This is a genomic window from Paraburkholderia sp. CNPSo 3281 (assembly GCF_024206515.1).
In the GTDB taxonomy this organism is placed as follows: domain Bacteria; phylum Pseudomonadota; class Gammaproteobacteria; order Burkholderiales; family Burkholderiaceae; genus Paraburkholderia; species Paraburkholderia nodosa.
On record NZ_JAMBPS010000006.1, the window covers coordinates 194,067 to 213,293 of the forward strand.

A 19,227-nucleotide genomic window follows, 5' to 3' on the forward strand; every position below is an offset into this window, starting at 1 on the left:
CGATTTTCGAAAACTCGCCCGGCCACGATTAGATAAGGAGACATGACATGGGCAAGGCATTGAACGGCGTGCGCATCCTCGATTTCACGCACGTGCAGTCGGGACCCACCTGCACGCAACTGCTTGCCTGGTTCGGCGCGGACGTGATCAAGGTAGAGCGCGTAGGCGCCGGCGACATCACGCGGGAGCAGTTGCGCGACTTGCCGGACGCGGACAGCCTCTACTTCACGATGCTCAACGGCAACAAGCGTTCGCTCACGCTCGACACGAAGAACCCGCAAGGCAAACGCGTGCTGGAGCGGCTCATTCGCGACTGCGACGTGCTGGTCGAAAACTTCGCGCCCGGCGCGCTCGAGCGCATGGGCTTCAGCTGGGAACGCATACAGACGCTGAACCCGCGCATGATCGTCGCCTCGGTGAAGGGCTTCGGCCCCGGCCCGTACGAGGACTGCAAGGTCTACGAGAACGTCGCGCAGTGCGTAGGCGGCGCGGCGTCGACGACGGGCTTCGACGACGGCCCGCCGGTCGTCTCCGGCGCGCAGATCGGTGACAGCGGCACGGGCCTGCATCTCGCGCTCGGCATCGTCACGGCGCTCTATCAGCGCACGCACACGGGGCGCGGCCAGAAGGTGCTCGCGGCCATGCAGGACGGCGTGCTCAACCTGTGCCGCGTGAAGCTGCGCGACCAGCAGCGGCTCGAGCGCACCGGCGTCATGAAGGAGTACCCGCAGTATCCCAACGACGGCTTCGGCGAGGCGGTGCCGCGCGCCGGCAATGCGTCGGGCGGCGGCCAGCCGGGCTGGATTCTCAAGTGCAAGGGTTGGGAGACCGATCCGAACGCCTATATCTATTTCATCGCCCAGGCACCCGTTTGGGACCGCATCTGCAAGCTGATCGGGCGCGAGGAGTGGATCGACGACCCGGACTACGCCACGCCGAACGCGCGCCTGCCGCGCCTGAAGGCGATCTTCGACGAGATCGAGCACTGGACCATGCATCGCACGAAGTTCGACGCGATGGCCGTGCTCAATCGCTACGACATTCCGTGCGGCCCGATTCTCTCGATGAAGGAGATCGCCAGCGACGAATCGCTGCGCGCGAGCGGCACGATCGTCGAGGTGGATCACCCGGTGCGCGGCAAGTACCTCACGGTGGGCAACCCGATCAAGCTCTCGGACAGCCCGACCGAAGTCACGCGCTCGCCGATGCTGGGCGAACACACCGACGAAGTGCTCGCCGAATTCGGCTACACGAAGGACGAGATCCACTTGCTGCGCGCTTCTGGCGCCGTTTGAAACGAAGGAGCGAAACATGGAAACGTGGATGCGTTTGATGGCGAGCGACGGCAGCATCGTGTTCGGCCGCGTCGAGAACGGTTACCTGCACGAATACGAAGGGCTTGATCAGCCGGTGCCCACTGGCGCGGTGCTGTCGCTGCGCGCGCTCACGCCGCTCGCGCCCTGTGCGCCCGGCAAGGTCGTCGCGCTCTGGAACAATTTTCACGCGCTCGCCGCGAAACTCGAAAAACCGGTGCCCTCGCACCCGCTTTTTCTCATCAAGCCGGCGGCTTCGGTGATCGGCTCTGCGGAATTGATTCGGCGTCCTGCCCACTATGCGGGAAAAATCGTCTTCGAAGGCGAGCTCGGCATCGTGATCGGCAAGCGCTGCCGCGATGCGAGCGTCGAAGAAGCAGGGTCGGCGATCTTCGGCTACACGATCGTCAACGACGTCACGGCTGCGGGCCTCATCACCGAGAATCCGCACTTCCCGCAATGGTGCCGCGCCAAAGGTTTCGATACGTTCTGTTGTCTGGGCCCGGCGATCGTTTCGGGGTTCGACTGGCAGCGCGCACGGGTCGTCACGAAACTCAATGGCGTGGAGCGGCAGAATTATCCGCTCGACGACATGGTGTTTTCGCCGGCACAGCAGGTGAGCCTCATTTCGCAGGACCTGACGCTCGAACCGGGCGACGTGATTGCGTGTGGCACCTCCCTCGGCGTAGGCTCGATCGTTGATGGCGCAACGGTCGAAGTCACCATTGAAGGGATCGGTACGTTGAGCAATGTGCTGGGCGCCGCGTCGGCGCAAATCGAGTCGCTCGCTGCCGTAGAGGGCGCGGCTTGACGGCGTAAAACCAAAGACGCGCGCGGCAGCAATGCCGCGCGAGGAGGAGAGATGCCGGAGCAACTGGCTGGCGGCCTGGCGTGGCTGGGCGCTGGCGCGCTGTTCGCATGGCTCGGCTGTGCATTTGCACAATTGGCCGCGCTTGCGCCGGTGCGTGCGTGGCCGTCGTCGCGTTCTCGCGCCGCGCCGCGCTGCGCCAGGCGGGCTGGTGCGCCGCACAAGCATCGGCTCGCCTTCGCCGTTTCGTTCGCATTGCTACTGACCGTGCCGCCCGGCGTGATCGCGGCGGCCTGGATGCATGCGCCCGATGCCACGGTCGCGGTCGAAGCCGGCGTACTGGGCGGTTTGTGCCTTGCGAGCCGGCGTGACCTCACGCGGCGCGCGCGGACGGCGGCGCTGGTGGGTGGTGTAGCGGGCGCGAGTGCATTGATCGGCGCGTTCGTTGGCTATGTGTTGCAGCCTGGGCGTAGTCCTGGCGAGCGTATGGCGCTGCTCGTCGCGGCGGCGACCGGCGCACTGCTGATCGGCGGCGCGCTGAGTCTGTTCAGCCGTGGCGCGCAAGCGAGTGGCGCGGTGCGCAGGCGCGTGCCGTTCGGCCGCGGCGACCGCGTCATGCATGTCGTCGCGCTGCTGCTAGGCGCGGCGCTCGGCTATGGATTCCTGAGCGCGCGTGCGTCGCCCGAATTCGAAATCTCCGTGCTGGTCGCGGCGAGCGTGTTGTGCGCGGCGCTGGGCGCGCGGCTCATGAGCGGCGCCCGGCGACCGCGGCTCGCGCGCACGGGCGCCATCGAGGCGTCACCGCCCCGCGAGCCCTTCATCGCGACATTCAATGCAAGCTTTGTGGGTGTGCCGGACGAGTTGCTGGTCGCGGCCTGTGGCGGCGGCGCGTTCGAACCCGCCTGGCTGGCCGCGAGCGACACGCCGCACGGCGGCGCGGGGCGCGCGGGTCATCACGCGTCGCAGGACTTGCCACGGCGGCGGCGCAGCCGGGGCGGCGCGCTGCGTCAGCGGCAAGGGCCGCATTGACGTCGTATCGACCATCTGCCGGACAGGGAAAAACAACAGAACGCGCAACACGACGCGAACGATTAGTCAAGCCTGATGGTTTGCGGCAAAACCATCAAACCTTACTTATGCAAGCTCGATTCTGACACTTTTGTAATGTTCTCGATGAGCGCCGCGCCTTCCTCCATGAGGAAACGCTTGAACGCGAGCGCGACGGGCGGCAGCCGCTTGTTTTTCCGGTGCACGACGTACCAGTTGAGCATGACCGGGAAGCCTTCGACGTCGAGCACGGTGAGGTGACCGACCTGCAATTCGAGGCTGATGGTGTGCGCCGAAAGAAAGGCGATGCCCATGCCCGCGATCACGGCCTGCTTGATCGTCTCGGTGCTCTGGATTTCCATGGCGATCTTGAGGTTCGTGATCTTCCCGGCGAAGCCTTCTTCCATCGAGTTCCATGTGTCCGAGCCGCGCTCGCGCACGATGAACGCCTCATTGGCGAGCGTGCTGAGCTTGATGGCGCGCTTGTTGGCGAGCGGATGCGTGGGCGCCGCAACGATCACGTACGGGTGGGGCGCAAACGGCTCGTTGATGGCGTCGGTCGCGTGGGGCGGTCGCACCATCACGGCGAGATCGGTCTGGTTGGTGGCGAGCTGCTGGAGCAGCTGCTCGCGGTTGTGCACGGAGAGATTGAGCGCGACGCCCTTGTAGCGGCGCGTGAACTCGGCCAGCAGGCGCGGAAAGAAGTAATCGCCGGCGCTAATGACGGCGACGTTGAGCTTGCCGCCCGAGACGCCTTTTAGCTGGCCCATCGCCTCGTCCACTTCGTGGAACTGCTGCATGATCGAGCGGCTGTAGTGAAGCATCTCCGTGCCCGCGGGCGTGAGATAGATCTTCTTGCCGAGCTGCTCGAAGAGCGGCAGGCCTGCGTGATCTTCGAGCTGCCGAACCTGCGTAGAAACGGCCGGCTGGGTGAGATGCAGCTCTTCCGCAGCACGCGAAAAACTGAGGTGGCGCGCCACGGTCTCGAAGACCTTGAGCTGGCGCAGCGTGGCGTTTCGCATCGTCATGGCCGAACCATAAAGGATACTGAATCCACATAATAACAAACTTTAATTGTGAGTAATTCAGCAATCACCCTAGCATAAGTTGAAAGGAGTCCGAATGCCGCGCAAAACGCTCGAAGCCACGTGCGGGTTAACGCTCGGAAATACGATTTCATAAGGGACAACACGTAGAAAAGCCCTTGTTTAACGATGTTTCAGGGGCCTGACGTAATGCCAGGGTGAATGAGGATTGACGAATTGTCATTTGGATTTTTGATTCAGCCGGCGAATAAAAAACACAGCGTGGCGGAGTGAAAAGTTAAAACCATAAGCCTCAATTTATGCAGACCCGTAATCATGCAGGCTGCAATGAATAGATAGCGGAGACAAGCGATATGAATGCAATCGGTCAGAGGAGCGAGAGCGGTCCGTTCTGGACGAACCGCTGGTTTCAACTGGTGGTGGGCATGCTATGCATGGCGCTCGTTGCCAATCTGCAATACGCATGGACGCTGTTCGTCGCGCCGATGAACTCGCGCCACCACTGGGGCCAGGCGGAGATTCAACTGGCGTTCTCGATTTTCATTCTGACCGAGACCTGGCTCGTGCCGGTGGAAGGCTGGCTCGTCGACAAGTTCGGCCCGCGTCCTGTCGTGGCGGCCGGCGCGGTTTGCGCAGGCCTCGCCTGGGTGATCAACTCCTACGTCACGACGCTGCCGATGCTCTACGTGTCGGCCGTGATCGCGGGCATCGGCGCGGGCGGCGTGTACGGCACCTGCGTGGGTAACGCGCTCAAGTGGTTCCCGGACCGCCGCGGCCTCGCCGCGGGCCTCACGGCCGCGGGCTTCGGCGCCGGCGCCGCCGTGACGGTGATTCCGATTGCGAACATGATCACGCGCTCCGGCTACGAGCACGCGTTCTTCTTCTTTGGCGTGCTCCAGGGCGTGTCGATTCTCGTGCTCTCGTTCCTGCTCGTGAAGCCCGTGACGCGCCCCGTCGCCGTGGCGGGCCGCCGTCTCGTCTCGCGCGTCGACTACACGCCGGGGCAGATGATCAAGCAGCCGGTATTCTGGGTGATCTACATCTGCTTCGTCGCGGTGGCCGCTGGCGGCCTGATGGCAACGGCGCAGATCGGGCCGATCGCCAAGGACTGGGGCCTCGCCCGCATTCCGATGACGGTGTTCGGCATGACGCTGCCGCTCCTCACGCTCACGCTGTCGATCGACAACATCTGCAACGGCTTTACGCGTCCGCTGTGCGGCTTCATCTCCGACAAGATCGGCCGTGAGAACGCGATGTTCCTGATCTTCGTGGGCGAAGGGCTCGCGCTGCTCGGCATGATGCAGTTCGGCACGAATCCGTATGCGTTCATGACCTTCGCGGCGCTCATCTTCCTGTTCTGGGGCGAGATCTTCTCGATCTTCCCGGCCATCTGCGCGGACACCTTCGGTAGCAAGTACGCCGCCTCGAATGCCGGCACGCTGTACACCGCCAAGGGCACGGCAGCGCTGCTCGTGCCGGTGGCCTCGGTGCTGTCTGCCACGGGCGGCTGGAGCGCGGTGTTCATCGCGGCGGCCGTCATCACGATCGCGGCGGGCGTGAGCGCCAAGTTCTTCCTCGCGCCGATGCGCAAGCGTCTGATCGAGCAGAGCAGCGAAGCCAGCAGTGACGCGAGCAACGAGTCCAACGTCACGCTGGCCACGAATACCGGCGCAGGGTTGCCGCACTGGTCCAACCAAAGCGGCGAATGAGGCGCGCGGGCCCGCCATGTCGATGAACGTATCGCTCCAGCAACTCAAGGTGTTCGTCGCGGTGGCGCGGGCGCGCAGCTTCACGCGCGCCGCGCGCGAGTTCGGGCTCACGCAGTCGGCCGTGAGCCGCTGCGTGCGCGAACTGGAGGAAGCCGTCGAACTCAAGCTGTTCGACCGCACCACGCGCCAGGTCGAGCTCACGCTCGCGGGCAGCGGCTTCGAGCGGCGCATCGGCCGCTTGCTCGACGAGATCGATATGGCGCTCAACGAGGGTCGCGACGCGCATCAGGCACATAGCGGCGTGGTGCTCGTGGCGAGCAACCCGGTGCTCTCGTCGACCTGGGTGCCCGCCGCGCTCGCGCGCTGCGCAGCGGCTTTTCCTTCGCTCAGACTGCAACTGCAGGACTTGCCGCAGGCGGCCGTGCTGCAGGCGGTCGAGCAGGGCGAGGCCGACTTCGGCGTGATCGCGGAAAGCGTGCCGTTCGCGAGCGGGAACCTCGATGTGCAGCCGCTCTCGGCCACGCCGCTTTGCGCGCTCTTGCCCGCCCACCATCCGCTTGCGCTACAGGGGGCGCTGCGATGGGACGATCTCGCGCGCGAACCGCTCGTCACGCTCAATCGCGACGCCGGTTGCCGCGGCGCGGTGATGCGGGCGCTGGACGGTCTGCGGCCTGAGGGGAGGCCGCTACAGGAGTTCGCGCACGTGGCGGGCGTGGCACGCATGGCGCAGCTCGGCATGGGCATCGGCGTGTTGCCGGTGTGCGTGGACGGCGCGCGCGGGGGGCATGCGCATCGTGCGGGCGACGTTGCGCACGCAACGTGTCACTGGCCCGCGCCCGCGGGGGCGCTCGTTACGCGTTTGCTGCATCCCGTCGTCCACGTGACGACGATGCTCGTGCGGCGTCGCCATCGTTCGCTGCGGCCCTGTGCCCAGGCCGCGTGGTCGCAGTTCATGCCGGACGGGCCAGTCGCGGACGGGGCAGTGGCGGACGGTTCTGACGCAGAGGCCTCATCGCCGGATAGCGACGCGCTGCCGGAAACGTCCATCGACGGCTCGCCGATGCGTGGCTCGAACGGCGCGCCGATGCGCGTCGCGTTGCGCGGCGCCGATACGCCGCCGCCGCTTCAGGTGACCCGGACCCACGCCCGCGTCGAATAGCGCGCGTTTCCTTCTTCTGGAAAGCAAAACGGATCGCTCGAAGCGATCCGTTTTTGTTTTTCCAGCACCGAGAACCGACGCAGAAAAAAAGCGGCGCACGCGCCGCCCTTCGTCGTGTCTTACGCCGGCTGCATCGCCATCCGCTCACGCTGCTTGACCAAGGCAAGCACGGTGTCGATGGCCGGCGTCGGCTCGCCAACCAGGCTGCCCATCTCCTGCACGACCGTGATCAGCGGATCGATCTCCATCGGCCGGCCGGTTTCGAGGTCGACGAGCATCGAGGTCTTGTGCGCGCCCACCGCGCCCGCGCCGTCGATGCGACGTTCCACATCCACGCGGAAGTTCACGCCGAACCGCTCGGCAATGCGCTTGCCCTCGAGCATCATCGTGCGCGCTACGGCACGCGTGGCCGGGTCGCTGGTGATGACATCGAGCGTGGCGTGCGTGAGTGCGCTGATCGGGTTGAAGCAGAGATTGCCCCACAGCTTGAGCCAGATTTCGTCGCGGATGTTTTCGCGGATCGGCGCATCGAACCCGGCGGCCTGCATGGCTTCATGAAGCTGGACGATGCGCGGCGTGCGCTCGCCCGAAGGCTCGCCAATCGGAAACTTCTTGCCGTACACGTGGCGGATCACGCCAGGCGCGTCGATTTCGGCGGCCGGATAGAGCACGCAGCCAATCGCGCGCTCGGGCGTGAGTCGGTTCCATTGCGCGCCGCTCGGGTCGATGCTTTCGAGCCGCGTGCCCGCGAACTTGCCGCCATGCTGGTAGAAGTACCAGTAGGGAATGCCGTTGGTGCCCGTGACGATGGCTGTGTGCTTGCCGAGGAGCGGCTGCATCGCGTCGATCACGCCCGCCACCGAATGCGCCTTGAGCGTAATGATGACGACGTCCTGCACGCCCAGTTCGCGCGGATCGGACGTGCAGCGCACCTTCGCCACGTACTCCTCACCGTCCATCAGCAGGCGTGCGCCGTTCTCGCGCATGGCGGCCAGATGCGGGCCGCGGGCGACGAAGCTCACCTCGGCGCCTGCGCGTGCGAGTTGCACGCCCATCATGCCTCCAATGGCGCCCGCTCCAAAGATGCAGATCTTCATGTTGAAACCCCAATGACGTTGAAAACCGCTTGTCCGCAGGGCGATGTGCGAGCGTCGGGGAAAAGCTGCCCGCTCGCCACGAGCCCCGGACGATGGTTTGAGCATAGGGGGCGCTGTCGATTAACGACAGTTAAAGTTTCTCGCGAAAATCATCAAGAGATACTTATGGATGAAGGGCGCGTGACGAGGCTGTTCAGGCGCGCCGCACGAGCAGAAAACTCACGCCGATCAGGCCGAGAAATGTGCCGCAGGTGCGATTGAACCAGCGGCGCACGGCGGTGCGTGTGAGCCAGCGGCCGAGGTACATGCCGGCGAGCGAGTAGAGCGCGATGGCCACGCATTCGAGCACGAGAAAGCTTGCACCGAGCACGCCGAACTGCGGCGCGATGGGCCTGGCGACATCGACGAATTGCGGCAGGAAGGCCGTGAAAACGAGAATCGCCTTGGGGTTGCCCGCCGCCACGAGGCACTCGCGCCACGCGAGGCGCGCGAGCGAGGCGTCGCTATCCATGCTCTCGCCGATGGGGTTGGCGTCGCTGCGCCAAAGCTGCACCGCGAGCCACACGAGGTAAGCGGTGCCCGCGAGCTTGATGACGAAGAAGACCGCCTCGGAAGCGCGCAGCACCACGGCAAGACCCGTGGCCGTGAGCGCGATCATGGCGGCGAACGAAACGAGCCGGCCTGTGCCGCCGAGGAACGCGCGCAGGAAACCGTGCCGCGCGGCCACGTTGATGGAGAGGAGATTGTTCGGCCCCGGCGCCATGTTCAGCGCGAAGCAGGCGGGCAGAAAGAAGAGCCAGGCGGTGAGGGACATGATGACGCTCGAAGAACGTTAGCGCCGTGCGCGGCGCGCCGTGGTTCGCGCCATTCTAGCGCGCCTGGCGCGTTCCGCCTTGCCGCTCAATGGAAAACCGGCAGCATGAGAAAGAGCTTGATGGTGATGGCGTTGGCAATGTCGATGAAGAACGCGGCCACCATCGGCACCACGAGAAACGCCAGATGGGAATGGCCGAAGCGCGCGGTGACCGCCTGCATGTTCGCAATCGCCGTGGGCGTTGCACCGAGGCCGAAGCCGCAGTGCCCCGCCGAAAGCACGACGGCGTCGTAGTTCGCGCCCATCACGCGGAACGTTACGAAGATCGCGTAGACCACCATGAGCAGCGTTTGCGCGGCGAGGATCGTGAACACGGGCAGCGCGAGTGCGGCAAGGTCCCACAGGCGCAGCGTCATGAGCGCCATGGCGAGAAAGAGCGCGAGACTCACGTTGCCGATCAGCGCGACGGCGTGCTCGGCCACCGGCCGCCCGAGGAGCGAGAGCCCGTTGGCGAGCAGCACGCCGACGAACAGCACGCACACGAAGGTGGGCAGTTCGAACGCGGTGCCCGCGATCAGCCTGGAGAGCGCCTCGCCCACGGCGAGGCTGATGGCGATGAGCGTGAGCGTGTTGATGAATGCGCCTGGCGTGGTGGGCTGCTCGGCTTTCGGCTCCTCGAATGCGTACGGGTCGGGCGTTGCCGCGCCGGGCGTTGCATCGCCTGCCTGTGCGGCGATGCGCTTCATGAGGTGCTGAGCAACGGGGCCGCCAAGGATGCCGCCCATGATCAGCCCGAAGGTGGCGCACGCTATCGCCGCTTCGGTGGCGGACTGCAGCCCGTGATGCTCGGTGAACACCGCGCCCCACGCGGCGCCCGTCCCGTGCCCGCCCGCGAGCGACACCGAGCCGCCTAGCAGCCCATATAGCGGATCGACGCCGAACGCCATGGCGAGCGCGATGCCCAGCACGTTTTGCAGGACGAGCAGTGCGACCACGACGGCGAGAAAGCGCACGAGTACAGGGCCGCCCTGTTTCAGGTTGGCGAGGTTCGCATTGAGGCCGATGGTGGCGAAGAACGCTTGCATGAGCGGCGCTTGCAGCGAGGTGTCGAAGACCACGTCCATGTGCGCGAAGCTGTGTAGTCCGAACACGATCAGCGCGGCGACGATGCCACCCGCCACGGGCTCCGGTATCGTCCATTTGCGCAGGATCGGCACGGCGGCGACGAGCCACTGGCCGACCAGCAGCACCAGCGATGCGACGACGAGCGTTCCGTAGACTTTGACGTTCATGGCAAGTGTCCGGCGGGGTGGCGAGGGTGCAAGGCAGGCGTCGCATCTTTCGCGCACGGTACACCAGGCGCTTGCGTGCTGCGCGCATGGTGCGCAGCCAGGCGCCGGTTGCGGCCACCTTGCTTGCACGAAACGGGGCGCCACGCTTAAATAGGCAGGCATTCACGGGCGAAAGGCCGCCGCGCATGCAGGACAAATATCCCCCCGCATTTCCCGGATCGCCACGATGGCGCGAGACCGTACAAGAACCGGAGAAGGTCATGAATGGAAGCACCGTTGCTGATCGCGAGGCGGCCGGGCGTGCCGCGCGCGAGCGCTCGAAACGTTCGAGCCACAAGGAAACCGGCACCATCAAGCGCGATCCGCTCGCATTGCTGCGCTCGAGCAGCGAAGGCCGCGTGCTGAACCTCGTGCAGCTGCGCTACGGGCGCATGATCGTCTCGCCCTTCACGTTCTTTCGCGGCAGCGCGATCCTCCAGGCACACGACCTCGCGGGCGTGCCCAACACCGGCATGACGATGGAGATTTGCGGCGACGCGCATCTGCTGAACTTCGGCGCCTTCGCCACCCCCGAGCGTCAGCTCGTGTTCGATCTCAACGACTTCGACGAGGTCGCGCCCGGCCCGTGGGAGTGGGATGTGAAGCGCCTCGTGGCGAGCTTCGTCGTGGCGGCGCGGCACATGCGCTACTCGCGCGGCGTGGCCGAGGAACTGGTGATGACGGCCGTGACCAGCTATCGCGACCGCCTGCGCCAGTACGCGGAGTACGGCGCGCTCGATCTCTGGTACGAAAAAATCACCTTCGACCGCATGGTCGAAACCGCGCTCTCGCCCGAAGGCCGTCGCCTGATCCGGCGTGGCATGGAGAAGGCCGCGAACCGCACGCACGAGAACCTGCTCGAAAAGCTCGCGGAGCGCGACGGCGAGCACTGGACGATTCACGACGCCCCGCCCGCGCTCTTTCACGTGCACGGCGTCAACACGCTGTTCGAACCCGAAGACGACTGGTTCACGCTTGGCGACTGGCGCAAGTTGATCGGGCCCATGTACGAGGATTACGCGAAGACGCTCGCGCCCGACCGGCGCGAACTGCTCGATCACTTCGCGATTCAGGACCTGGTGTTCAAGGTGGTGGGCGTGGGCAGCGTGGGCACGCGCTGCCTCGTGATGCTGCTCGTCGATCATCACGAGAAGCCGCTCTTCCTGCAGGTGAAAGAGGCGCGTCGCTCGGTCGTTTCGCAGTACTTCAAGTCGCCTTCGATCAAGCACGAAGGCGCGCGGGTCGTCCACGGCCAGCGGCTGCTGCAGGCGGCGAGCGATATTTTCCTTGGCTGGACCACGGGGCCCAACGGCCGTCATTTCTACGTGCGCCAGTTGCGCGACATGAAGCTCTCGGTCGATCTCCAACTGCTCGACAGCACGCTGCTCTGCGGCTATGCGCGTTTGTGCGGCTGGGCGCTCGCGCGCGCGCATGCGAAGTCGGGCAGCGCCGCCATCGAAATCGCTTCGTACATTGGCCGCAGCGACCAGTTCGCGGAGGCGCTCACGGGCTACGCGTTCAGCTATGCCGACCAGGTGGAGCGCGATTACGACGTGTTCCTCAAGGCCGCGCGCAGCGGCGCGATCGTCGCGCGCAGCGACGACGACATGGCCGCGGATTTCCGCGTTTGAGCAGAGCCTGAGTCGACCTGCAGGCGAAGCGCGCAGCCGAACGCGCTATCCTTGCGCTTTTCTTTCATCGCGCCGCGCATGAGCCTCGTACGCATGCCCGGCATGCGCCCCATGCGTCTACGTCATATCGAAGTCTTTCACGCGATCATGCGCACCGGCTCGCTCTCCAAGGCGGCCGAGCTGCTATGTGTTTCGCAGCCCGCGGTCAGCAAGGTGCTCGCGCATGCGGAGCGCAGCGCGGGCCTCAAGCTCTTCAGCCGCGCGCACGGCCGCCTGCAGCCTACGCGCGAGGCCGAATTGCTGTTCGCCGAAACGCAGAAGCTGCAATCGAACCTCGACAGCATTCGCGATCTCGCGCGCAATCTCGCGCTGTGCCCGCAAGGGCGGTTGCCTCGCCGCTACGTGCGCGGCGTGAGCGCCTGGACACGGGAGCAAAGGCCGCCAAGGCCGCATAACGCGTGCCAACACGGGCCGCCGGTACAATCGCGCGCAGGAGAGGAGCGGCGCTGCGAGCGCGCGCCATGCGAACGAATGAAAGATCGAAGGAGACACGGTTGAAGCGCGAGTCGGAGCCGTTAGGTATCGCCAGAAGGCTATGCGGCCGCTTGCGCTACGTCGCGCTCGCGTGCGCTTGCGCGTCTGCAGGCGCGGTGCATGCAGACGAACTGGAAAGCCCCACGCTGCGCAAGATTCGCGACACCGGGACTATCGTCATCGGCGTGCGCGAGGCCACTGTGCCGTTTTCCTATATGGCCGGCGGCGAGCACGCAACGGGCTACTCGTATGAGATCACCCAGCGCATCGTGGAAAGCGTGCGCGAAACGCTCAAGCTCCCCGAGCTGCGCGTGCGCGAACTCGTCGTCACGCCGCAGAACCGCATCACGCTCGTGCAGAACGGCACGATCGATATCGAATGCAGCACCACGACGCATACGCGCGAGCGCGAGAACGACGTGGCGTTCTCCAACAGCATTTTCGAGTACGGCGTGCGCATGCTCGTGAAGCGTGGCTCGCCGGTCCTGGACTTCGGCGATCTCGCGGGCCGGACGGTGGTCACGACCGCGGGCACGTCGGAAGAGCGCCTGCTGCGCCGCTGGAACATGGAGCGCGCGATGAACATGCGCATCGTCGTCGCGAAGACTCACGGCGACTCCGTCGAAGCCGTGCGCTCGGGACGCGCCGTTGCCTTCGTGATGGACGAGCCGTTGCTGCACGCCACGCTCGCGACCGGCTACATGGCGGGCGAAACGCCGGGTGCGCCCGTCGCGCAAAGCGCGCGTAACCTGAACGACGCGCGCGCTTACGCGATCGTCGGCAGCCCGGCCAGGTCGGAAGTGTACGGCTGCATGTTCCGGCGCGGCGACACCGCCTTCAAGCGCATTGCCGACGACACCATCGCGAGGATGGAGCGCTCGGGCGAGGCGCTCGCGCTTTACCGGCGCTGGTTCGAGTCGCCCATTCCGCCTGCGGGCGTGAACCTCGACTATCCGATGTCGGAGCCGATGAAGGCGCTTTTCGCGAATCCCAACGACCAGCCGCTCGATTGAAGGCTCAACCGAAACAAAGAGGCAACGATGAGTGATACGGAACAATGCAAGATCGCACTGGTGACGGGCGCGGGCAGCGGCATTGGCCGCGCGTGCGCGCGCCGGCTGCTGGCCAGCGGCTTTGCCGTCGTGCTGGCGGGCCGCCGGGCCGCGCCGCTCGAAGCGCTCGCCGACGAGGCCCACGCGCGCGGCGAAGAGGCGCTAGCGGCGCCTTGCGACGTGACCGACGCGGCGGCCGTCGAGGCGCTCTTCGAGACGATCCGCGCGCGCTACGGCCGGCTCGACCTGCTCTTCAACAACGCGGGCCGCAACGCGCCGGCCGTGGACATCGACGAGCTTTCCGTGGACGACTGGCGCGCCGTGGTCGATACGAACCTCACCGGCGTGTTCCTGTGCACGCGCGCGGCGTTCGGGCTCATGAAGCGGCAGACGCCGCGAGGCGGACGCATCATCAATAACGGCTCGATTTCGGCTCACGCGCCGCGGCCGTTCAGCGCCGCCTACACGGCCACCAAGCACGCCATCACGGGCCTCACGAAGACCGTTTCGCTCGATGGCCGGCGCTACGACATTGCGTGCGGGCAGATCGACATCGGCAACGCGGCGACCGAGATGGCCGAGCGCATGGCGCGCGGCGTGCCTCAGGCGAACGGCGAAATTGCCGTCGAGCCGCTGATGGACGTGGAACTCGTGGCCGACGCACTGCTGCACATGGCGCAACTGCCGCTCGAAGCGAATATCCAGTTCATGACGATCATGGCGACGAAGATGCCGTTCGTGGGGCGCGGCTGAGCGTGCAGGCCGGGCGGGCGCTGCCGCACGCTCGGCCGCCGCGTCCCGTATACTGGCCGCTGAACCACCACGACGCCCGAGCGCCCATGTCTTTGCCCCCGCGTCCGGACGATGATCCGCGTCCCCAGCCGCCCGAATGCCCCGATCACGACGACTGCTGCCATAGCGGTTGCGATCCCTGCATCTTCGATCTGTACGACGAGGAGTTCGGCCGGTATCGCGCCGCGCTGGCCGCGTGGGAAGCGCGCGAAGCCGAACGGCAGGCACAGGCGCAGGTGAAAGCGCCGCGCAAGCGAGCCGGAAAACCGGCTTCGCCATCGGCCGCGCCGTCGCGGGACAAGCCCTCGCGCTGAACTGCATTGCTCCCTGCCGCCATGACCGAATCCATCCTCGTTCCCGACGCTCCCGCCCTCGACGCCGCCGCCCTCGATGCGCTGCAGGCGTTCGTCGAGCGTCATCCACGCCTGTTCATGCTGACGGGCGCGGGCATCAGCACGGATTCGGGCATTCCGGGCTATCGCGACGAGAACGGCGCCTGGAAGCGCTCGCCGCCCATCACGCTGCAGGAATTCCTCGGCTCCGAGAGCATGCGGCGCCGTTACTGGGCGCGCAGCCTGATCGGCTGGCCCACGGTGGGTCTCGCGCAGCCCAATGGCGCGCACCGCGCGCTCGCGCGCCTGGGTGCGGCGGGCTACGCGCGCACGCTCGTCACGCAGAACGTGGACGGCCTGCATCAGCGCGCGGGCAGCCGTGACGTGATCGAGCTGCACGGCAGCATCGCGCACGTGCATTGCCTCGACTGCGGCGCGCAGTATTCGCGCGCCTCGATTCAGCCGGAACTCGAAGCGCGCAACCCGGCCGTCGTGGGCGCGAGCGCGGAACCCGCCGCCGACGGCGACGCCCATCTCGACTTCGACGGCGCCAACGCCTTCCAAGTGCCCGCGTGCGCCGCGTGCGGCGGCATGCTCAAGCCTTCGGTGGTGTTCTTCGGCGAGAACGTGCCGCGCGAGCGCGTGGCGAGCGCCTCGAACGCGCTCGACGAGGCCGACGCCGTGCTCGTGGTCGGCTCCTCGCTCATGGTGTACTCCGGCTACCGCTTCTGCGCCTGGGCGCAGCAGCGCGGCAAACCCGTGGCCGCGATCAACATGGGCAAGACGCGCGCCGACCCGCTACTCGCACTCAAATTCGAAGCCCCTTGCGCCGCCGTGCTCGACGCGCTGGGCGCGCGCCTCGTCCCCTGACACTCCACGATCCCACGGAACCGACGACATGCTGACCACGCTAGCCGACCTTGAAGCGCACTACGGCACGCCGCACGAACGCGCGTTGCGCAAGGAAATCGATCACGTCAACGCGGATTACCGGCGCTTCATCGAAAGCTCGCCGTTCGTCGTGCTCGCCACGGGCGGGTCAGAAGGCCTCGACTGCTCGCCGCGCGGCGACGCACCCGGCTTCGTGCGCATTCTCGACGCGCACACGCTCGCGTTGCCCGACCGTCCCGGCAACAATCGCGTGGACAGCCTGCGCAACGTGGTTGCCTCGTCGCAGGTGGGGCTGCTGTTCATGGTGCCGGGCGTGGGCGAGACGCTGCGCGTGAACGGGCGTGGCCGTGTGAGCACCGACTCCGCGCTCGTCGCGAGCTTCGCCGTGGATGGCAAGCCGCCGCGCTCGGTGCTCGTGATCGACGTGGAAAGTGTGTATTTCCATTGCTCCAAGGCCATTGTGCGCTCGAAGCTGTGGGACTCGTCGCGCCACGTCGAACGCTCGCACCTGCCGAGCGCGGGCGAGATGCTGCGCCGCGTGAATGAGGAGCAATATGGCGAGACGTTCGACGCTGAGACTTACGAAGCCGGTCTCGCCGAACGCATCAAGACCACGCTGTACTGAGTGAACGCCGACTGAACGCTGAGAGACCGCAAGACGATGAACGACCCGCAAGCCGCCCAACGCCTTTGCGCGCCCGCTGCCGAGCGCAACGCCACGCCGATCCTCGAGGTGCTGCGCGGCGCGCTGCCCGCGCGGGGCACGGTGCTGGAAATCGCGAGCGGCACCGGCCAGCATGCCGTCCACTTCGCAGCGGCGTTTCCCGACCTCGCCTGGCAGCCTAGCGACGCCGACGCGCGCGCCCGCGCCTCGATCGACGCCTGGCGCGAGCACTCGGATCTCGCCAACCTGCGCGCGCCGCTCGATCTCGACGTGCGCCGCGAGCCCTGGCCGATCGATGCGGTGGATGCCATAGTCTGCATCAACATGATTCACATCGCGCCATGGGAAGCGGCACAGGCGCTCATGAAAGGCGCGGGCGCGCGCATTGCTACGGGTGGGGCGCTCGTGCTCTACGGGCCGTACCGGCGCGAAGGCGCGCACACGGCGCCGAGCAACGAGGCCTTCGACGCCGACTTGCGCGCGCGCGACCCGTCCTGGGGCGTGCGCGACATGGAGGAAGTGGAGGCGCTGGCGCAGGCGCAAGGCTTCGAGTGCGAAGCGCGCGTGGCGATGCCGGCGAACAATTTCAGTCTGGTGTTCAGAAAGCGCTAAGCAGGTCGGCAAACATCCGTCGCGCATGCGCGCGTTCGCGCAGCGCCTCTACGTTTCCCTTATGCTTGCACCGTTGGCGCCCGTTGCGGCGCCGTCTATGGATGAAGTGGAGAAACAACATGAGCAAACAGCCAATCGGCGTGGTGGGTCTGGCCGTGATGGGTAGCAATCTGGCGCTCAACATCGAAAGCCGCGGCCACGCAGTCTCGGTGTTCAATCGCAGCCGCGCCAGAACCGACGAGCTGATCGCTGAGTATCCGGATCGCAAGCTCGTGCCGGCGTACACGCTCGAAGAGTTCGTGGATTCGCTGGAAAAGCCGCGCCGCATTCTGATGATGGTGAAGGCTGGCGTGCCCACCGACGACACCATCGCCGCGCTCAAGCCGCTGCTGGAGAAGGGTGACATCCTGATCGACGGTGGCAACACGCACTTCACCGATACCATCCGCCGTAACCAGGAACTCGCGAAGTCGGGCCTGCACTTCATCGGCGCGGGCGTGTCGGGCGGCGAGGAAGGCGCGCTCAAGGGTCCGTCGATCATGCCGGGCGGCCAGCGCGATGCTTACGATCTGGTTGCGCCGATCCTGACCGAAATCGCCGCGAAGGCGCCGGACGGCGAGCCGTGCGTCGCCTACATGGGCCCCGACGGCGCGGGCCATTTCGTAAAGATGGTGCACAACGGCATCGAGTACGGCGACATGCAGCTGATCGCCGAAAGCTACGCGGTGCTCAAGCAGGTGCTCGGCCTCTCGAACGAGGAACTGGGCAAGGTCTACACCGAGTGGAACGAAGGCGAGCTCGACAGCTACCTGATCGAGATCACCTCGAAGATTTTCGGCAAGAAGGACGAGGAAACGGGCAAGGATCTCGTCGACGTGATTCTCGACCGCGCCGCGCAAAAGGGCACCGGCAAGTGGACGAGCCAGAACGCGCTGGACCTCGGCGCGCCGCTGCCGCTCATCACCGAAGCCGTGTTCGCGCGCGTGCTCTCGTCGCTCAAGACGCAGCGCGTGGCCGCGAGCAAGGTGCTTTCGGGCCCGGACGCGAAGCCGTTCTCGGGCGACCGCAAGGCGTTCATCGAGTCGGTGCGCCGCGCGCTGTACTTCTCGAAGGTGATTTCGTACGCGCAAGGCTTCGCGCAACTGCGCATGGCTTCCGACGAGTACAAGTGGGACTTCCAGTACGGCACGATCGCCAAGATCTTCCGCGCGGGCTGCATCATCCGCGCGCGCTTCCTGCAGAAGATCATGGACGCCTACGCGAAGAACCCGCAGCTCGACAACCTGCTGCTCGACCCCTATTTCCGTGACATCGCGGCCAACTATCAGTCGGCGCTGCGCGACGTGGTGATCCAGGCGGTGAGCGCGGGCGTGCCGGTGCCGGCGTTCTCGTCGGCCGTCGCGTACTTCGACGGCTACCGCTCGGAGCGCGTGCCCGCCAACCTCGTGCAGGCGCAGCGCGACTTCTTCGGCGCGCACACGTTCGAGCGCATCGACAAGCCGGGCAGCTTCCACGCCGACTGGTCGTAAGGTCCCAAGACAAAAGGCCGCATTGTCGTTGCGGTCTTTGTTGGAATCGTAAGGTGAGTCCGAGGGCTCACCTTTTTTATTGCCGAAATTGCAATGGTGTTTTGATGAATTAGGGTTTTCCCTAGCGTGATCGGACGCCTACACTGTAATCAATCGCTGACGAACACGGTGTTCCGAAGCGGAAATAAAACAGATGGAGGTCCGATCATGAACAAGCTTATCCCCGCAGTTGTCGTTGCCGCCGCTCTTGCCATCCCGGCTATCTCGTTCGCCCAGTCGAGCGAGCAAGGCCTGACCCGCGCCCAGGTGCGTGCGGAACTGGTTCAACTCGAGCACGCTGGCTACAACCCGTCGGCTGACCATGTGAACTACCCGGAAGACCTGCAGGCCGCCCAGGCGCGCGTGACCCAGGAAAAGCTCGCCGCCGGCGACACCAGCGGTTACGGCGCACCGGCAGTCGGCACGTCGCAGTCGGGTGCAGCGGTGCAACCTGCGCAAGTCGCACCGAACCAGCGCATTTACTTCGGCCACTAAGCCCTGACCGAACGGAACCGCTTCAGGCGGTTCCGGCAAGCTACCCCCTGTAGTGAGTTGTCGCTGTACGTAGTCAGTAGTCGCAGCAGAAGTGAGCAGTGAGTTGCAGTAGAAGTTGCAGTTGTAATACGCAGTACGCAGTAGGTGAGTTGTTGCAGTCAGGAAGTTGCAGCACGCAGAGAGCAGAAGGTAGTTGAAGTTGGCTGGCGCAGTGAGAGGTGCAGCCGTGCAGTAGCAGTACGCAGTAGGTAGTACGTTGTTGCAACAGGCAGTCCCGCACGGGCCGGTTCTCCACCGGCCCGTACTTTTTTGTGGCGCGTTTTGTCCATATC

18 protein-coding genes and 1 pseudogene are annotated in these 19,227 nt (G+C 65.7%); 15 read left to right on the forward strand and 4 right to left on the reverse strand.

Annotation, left to right across the window (positions count from 1 at the left end; translation table 11 throughout):
- Positions 1-47: 47 nt before the first annotated feature.
- Genes frc through M3I56_RS09800 form a run of 3 tightly spaced genes read left to right on the forward strand, consistent with a single transcriptional unit; the run spans position 48 to position 3,150 of the window.
- A complete protein-coding gene (frc, locus tag M3I56_RS09790) occupies positions 48-1,295 on the forward strand; it encodes a formyl-CoA transferase (protein ID WP_028202715.1) in 1,248 nt (415 codons plus the stop codon).
- A gap of 16 nt (positions 1,296-1,311) precedes the next feature.
- Entirely contained in the window at positions 1,312-2,124 is an 813-nt protein-coding gene (locus M3I56_RS09795; protein WP_254353624.1) for a fumarylacetoacetate hydrolase family protein, read from the forward strand.
- A 51-nt stretch (positions 2,125-2,175) separates the two neighbouring features.
- Positions 2,176-3,150 carry a hypothetical protein gene (locus M3I56_RS09800; protein ID WP_254353625.1) on the forward strand — a complete coding sequence of 325 codons (975 nt, stop codon included), beginning with the start codon at positions 2,176-2,178 and terminating at the stop codon, positions 3,148-3,150.
- Positions 3,151-3,251: 101 nt separating this feature from the next.
- Here the strand turns inward: M3I56_RS09800 and M3I56_RS09805 are convergent, their stop codons facing one another.
- Positions 3,252-4,196, reverse strand: a complete 945-nt coding sequence (locus M3I56_RS09805) for a LysR family transcriptional regulator (RefSeq protein WP_028202712.1) — start codon at positions 4,194-4,196, stop codon at positions 3,252-3,254.
- Between the two features lie 371 nt (positions 4,197-4,567).
- Here M3I56_RS09805 and oxlT point away from each other — a divergent pair, with 371 nt between their 5' ends.
- Both oxlT and M3I56_RS09815 read left to right on the forward strand, forming a co-directional pair.
- Positions 4,568-5,923 (forward strand): oxalate/formate MFS antiporter, encoded by a 1,356-nt coding sequence (oxlT, locus tag M3I56_RS09810; protein WP_254353626.1) that lies wholly within the window; start codon positions 4,568-4,570, stop codon positions 5,921-5,923.
- A gap of 22 nt (positions 5,924-5,945) precedes the next feature.
- The gene (locus tag M3I56_RS09815) at positions 5,946-7,082 is read left to right on the forward strand and encodes a LysR family transcriptional regulator (protein WP_254353703.1); all 1,137 of its coding nucleotides are present in this window, start codon (positions 5,946-5,948) and stop codon (positions 7,080-7,082) included.
- Positions 7,083-7,201: 119 nt separating this feature from the next.
- Here M3I56_RS09815 and M3I56_RS09820 read toward each other — a convergent pair whose 3' ends face one another.
- The 3 genes from M3I56_RS09820 to gltS form a co-directional block, all read right to left on the reverse strand.
- A complete protein-coding gene (locus M3I56_RS09820; RefSeq protein ID WP_254353627.1) occupies positions 7,202-8,179 on the reverse strand; it encodes a 2-dehydropantoate 2-reductase in 978 nt (325 codons plus the stop codon).
- Positions 8,180-8,372: 193 nt separating this feature from the next.
- Complete coding sequence (locus M3I56_RS09825) at positions 8,373-8,993, reverse strand: LysE family translocator (RefSeq protein ID WP_254353628.1); 621 nt, start codon at positions 8,991-8,993, stop codon at positions 8,373-8,375.
- 86 nt (positions 8,994-9,079) lie between these two features.
- On the reverse strand, positions 9,080-10,285 hold the full coding sequence (gene gltS, locus M3I56_RS09830) for a sodium/glutamate symporter (RefSeq protein ID WP_254353629.1): 1,206 nt from the start codon (positions 10,283-10,285) through the stop codon (positions 9,080-9,082).
- 260 nt (positions 10,286-10,545) lie between these two features.
- On the opposite strand from gltS, the gene M3I56_RS09835 reads away from it, so the two are divergent.
- From M3I56_RS09835 to M3I56_RS09880, 10 genes and pseudogenes are all read left to right on the forward strand, one after another.
- A complete protein-coding gene (locus M3I56_RS09835) occupies positions 10,546-11,955 on the forward strand; it encodes a DUF2252 domain-containing protein (RefSeq protein ID WP_254353630.1) in 1,410 nt (469 codons plus the stop codon).
- Positions 11,956-12,066: 111 nt separating this feature from the next.
- Positions 12,067-12,345: pseudogene (locus tag M3I56_RS09840) on the forward strand (LysR family transcriptional regulator); the annotation flags it as partial.
- Positions 12,346-12,509: 164 nt separating this feature from the next.
- Entirely contained in the window at positions 12,510-13,502 is a 993-nt protein-coding gene (locus M3I56_RS09845; RefSeq protein ID WP_254353631.1) for a transporter substrate-binding domain-containing protein, read from the forward strand.
- 27 nt (positions 13,503-13,529) lie between these two features.
- Positions 13,530-14,294: an SDR family oxidoreductase gene (locus M3I56_RS09850; RefSeq protein ID WP_254353632.1), complete on the forward strand. Its 765-nt coding sequence runs from the start codon at positions 13,530-13,532 to the stop codon at positions 14,292-14,294.
- Positions 14,295-14,380: 86 nt separating this feature from the next.
- Complete coding sequence (locus M3I56_RS09855; protein WP_254353633.1) at positions 14,381-14,647, forward strand: oxidoreductase-like domain-containing protein; 267 nt, start codon at positions 14,381-14,383, stop codon at positions 14,645-14,647.
- Positions 14,648-14,668: 21 nt separating this feature from the next.
- Entirely contained in the window at positions 14,669-15,535 is an 867-nt protein-coding gene (locus M3I56_RS09860) for an NAD-dependent protein deacetylase (protein ID WP_254353634.1), read from the forward strand.
- Between the two features lie 28 nt (positions 15,536-15,563).
- Positions 15,564-16,181 (forward strand): pyridoxamine 5'-phosphate oxidase family protein, encoded by a 618-nt coding sequence (locus M3I56_RS09865; RefSeq protein ID WP_254353635.1) that lies wholly within the window; start codon positions 15,564-15,566, stop codon positions 16,179-16,181.
- Between the two features lie 36 nt (positions 16,182-16,217).
- On the forward strand, positions 16,218-16,832 hold the full coding sequence (locus M3I56_RS09870; RefSeq protein WP_254353636.1) for a DUF938 domain-containing protein: 615 nt from the start codon (positions 16,218-16,220) through the stop codon (positions 16,830-16,832).
- A gap of 119 nt (positions 16,833-16,951) precedes the next feature.
- Complete coding sequence (gndA, locus tag M3I56_RS09875; RefSeq protein WP_254353637.1) at positions 16,952-18,361, forward strand: NADP-dependent phosphogluconate dehydrogenase; 1,410 nt, start codon at positions 16,952-16,954, stop codon at positions 18,359-18,361.
- 207 nt (positions 18,362-18,568) lie between these two features.
- Positions 18,569-18,895, forward strand: a complete 327-nt coding sequence (locus M3I56_RS09880; RefSeq protein WP_254353638.1) for a DUF4148 domain-containing protein — start codon at positions 18,569-18,571, stop codon at positions 18,893-18,895.
- Positions 18,896-19,227 lie beyond the last annotated feature (332 nt).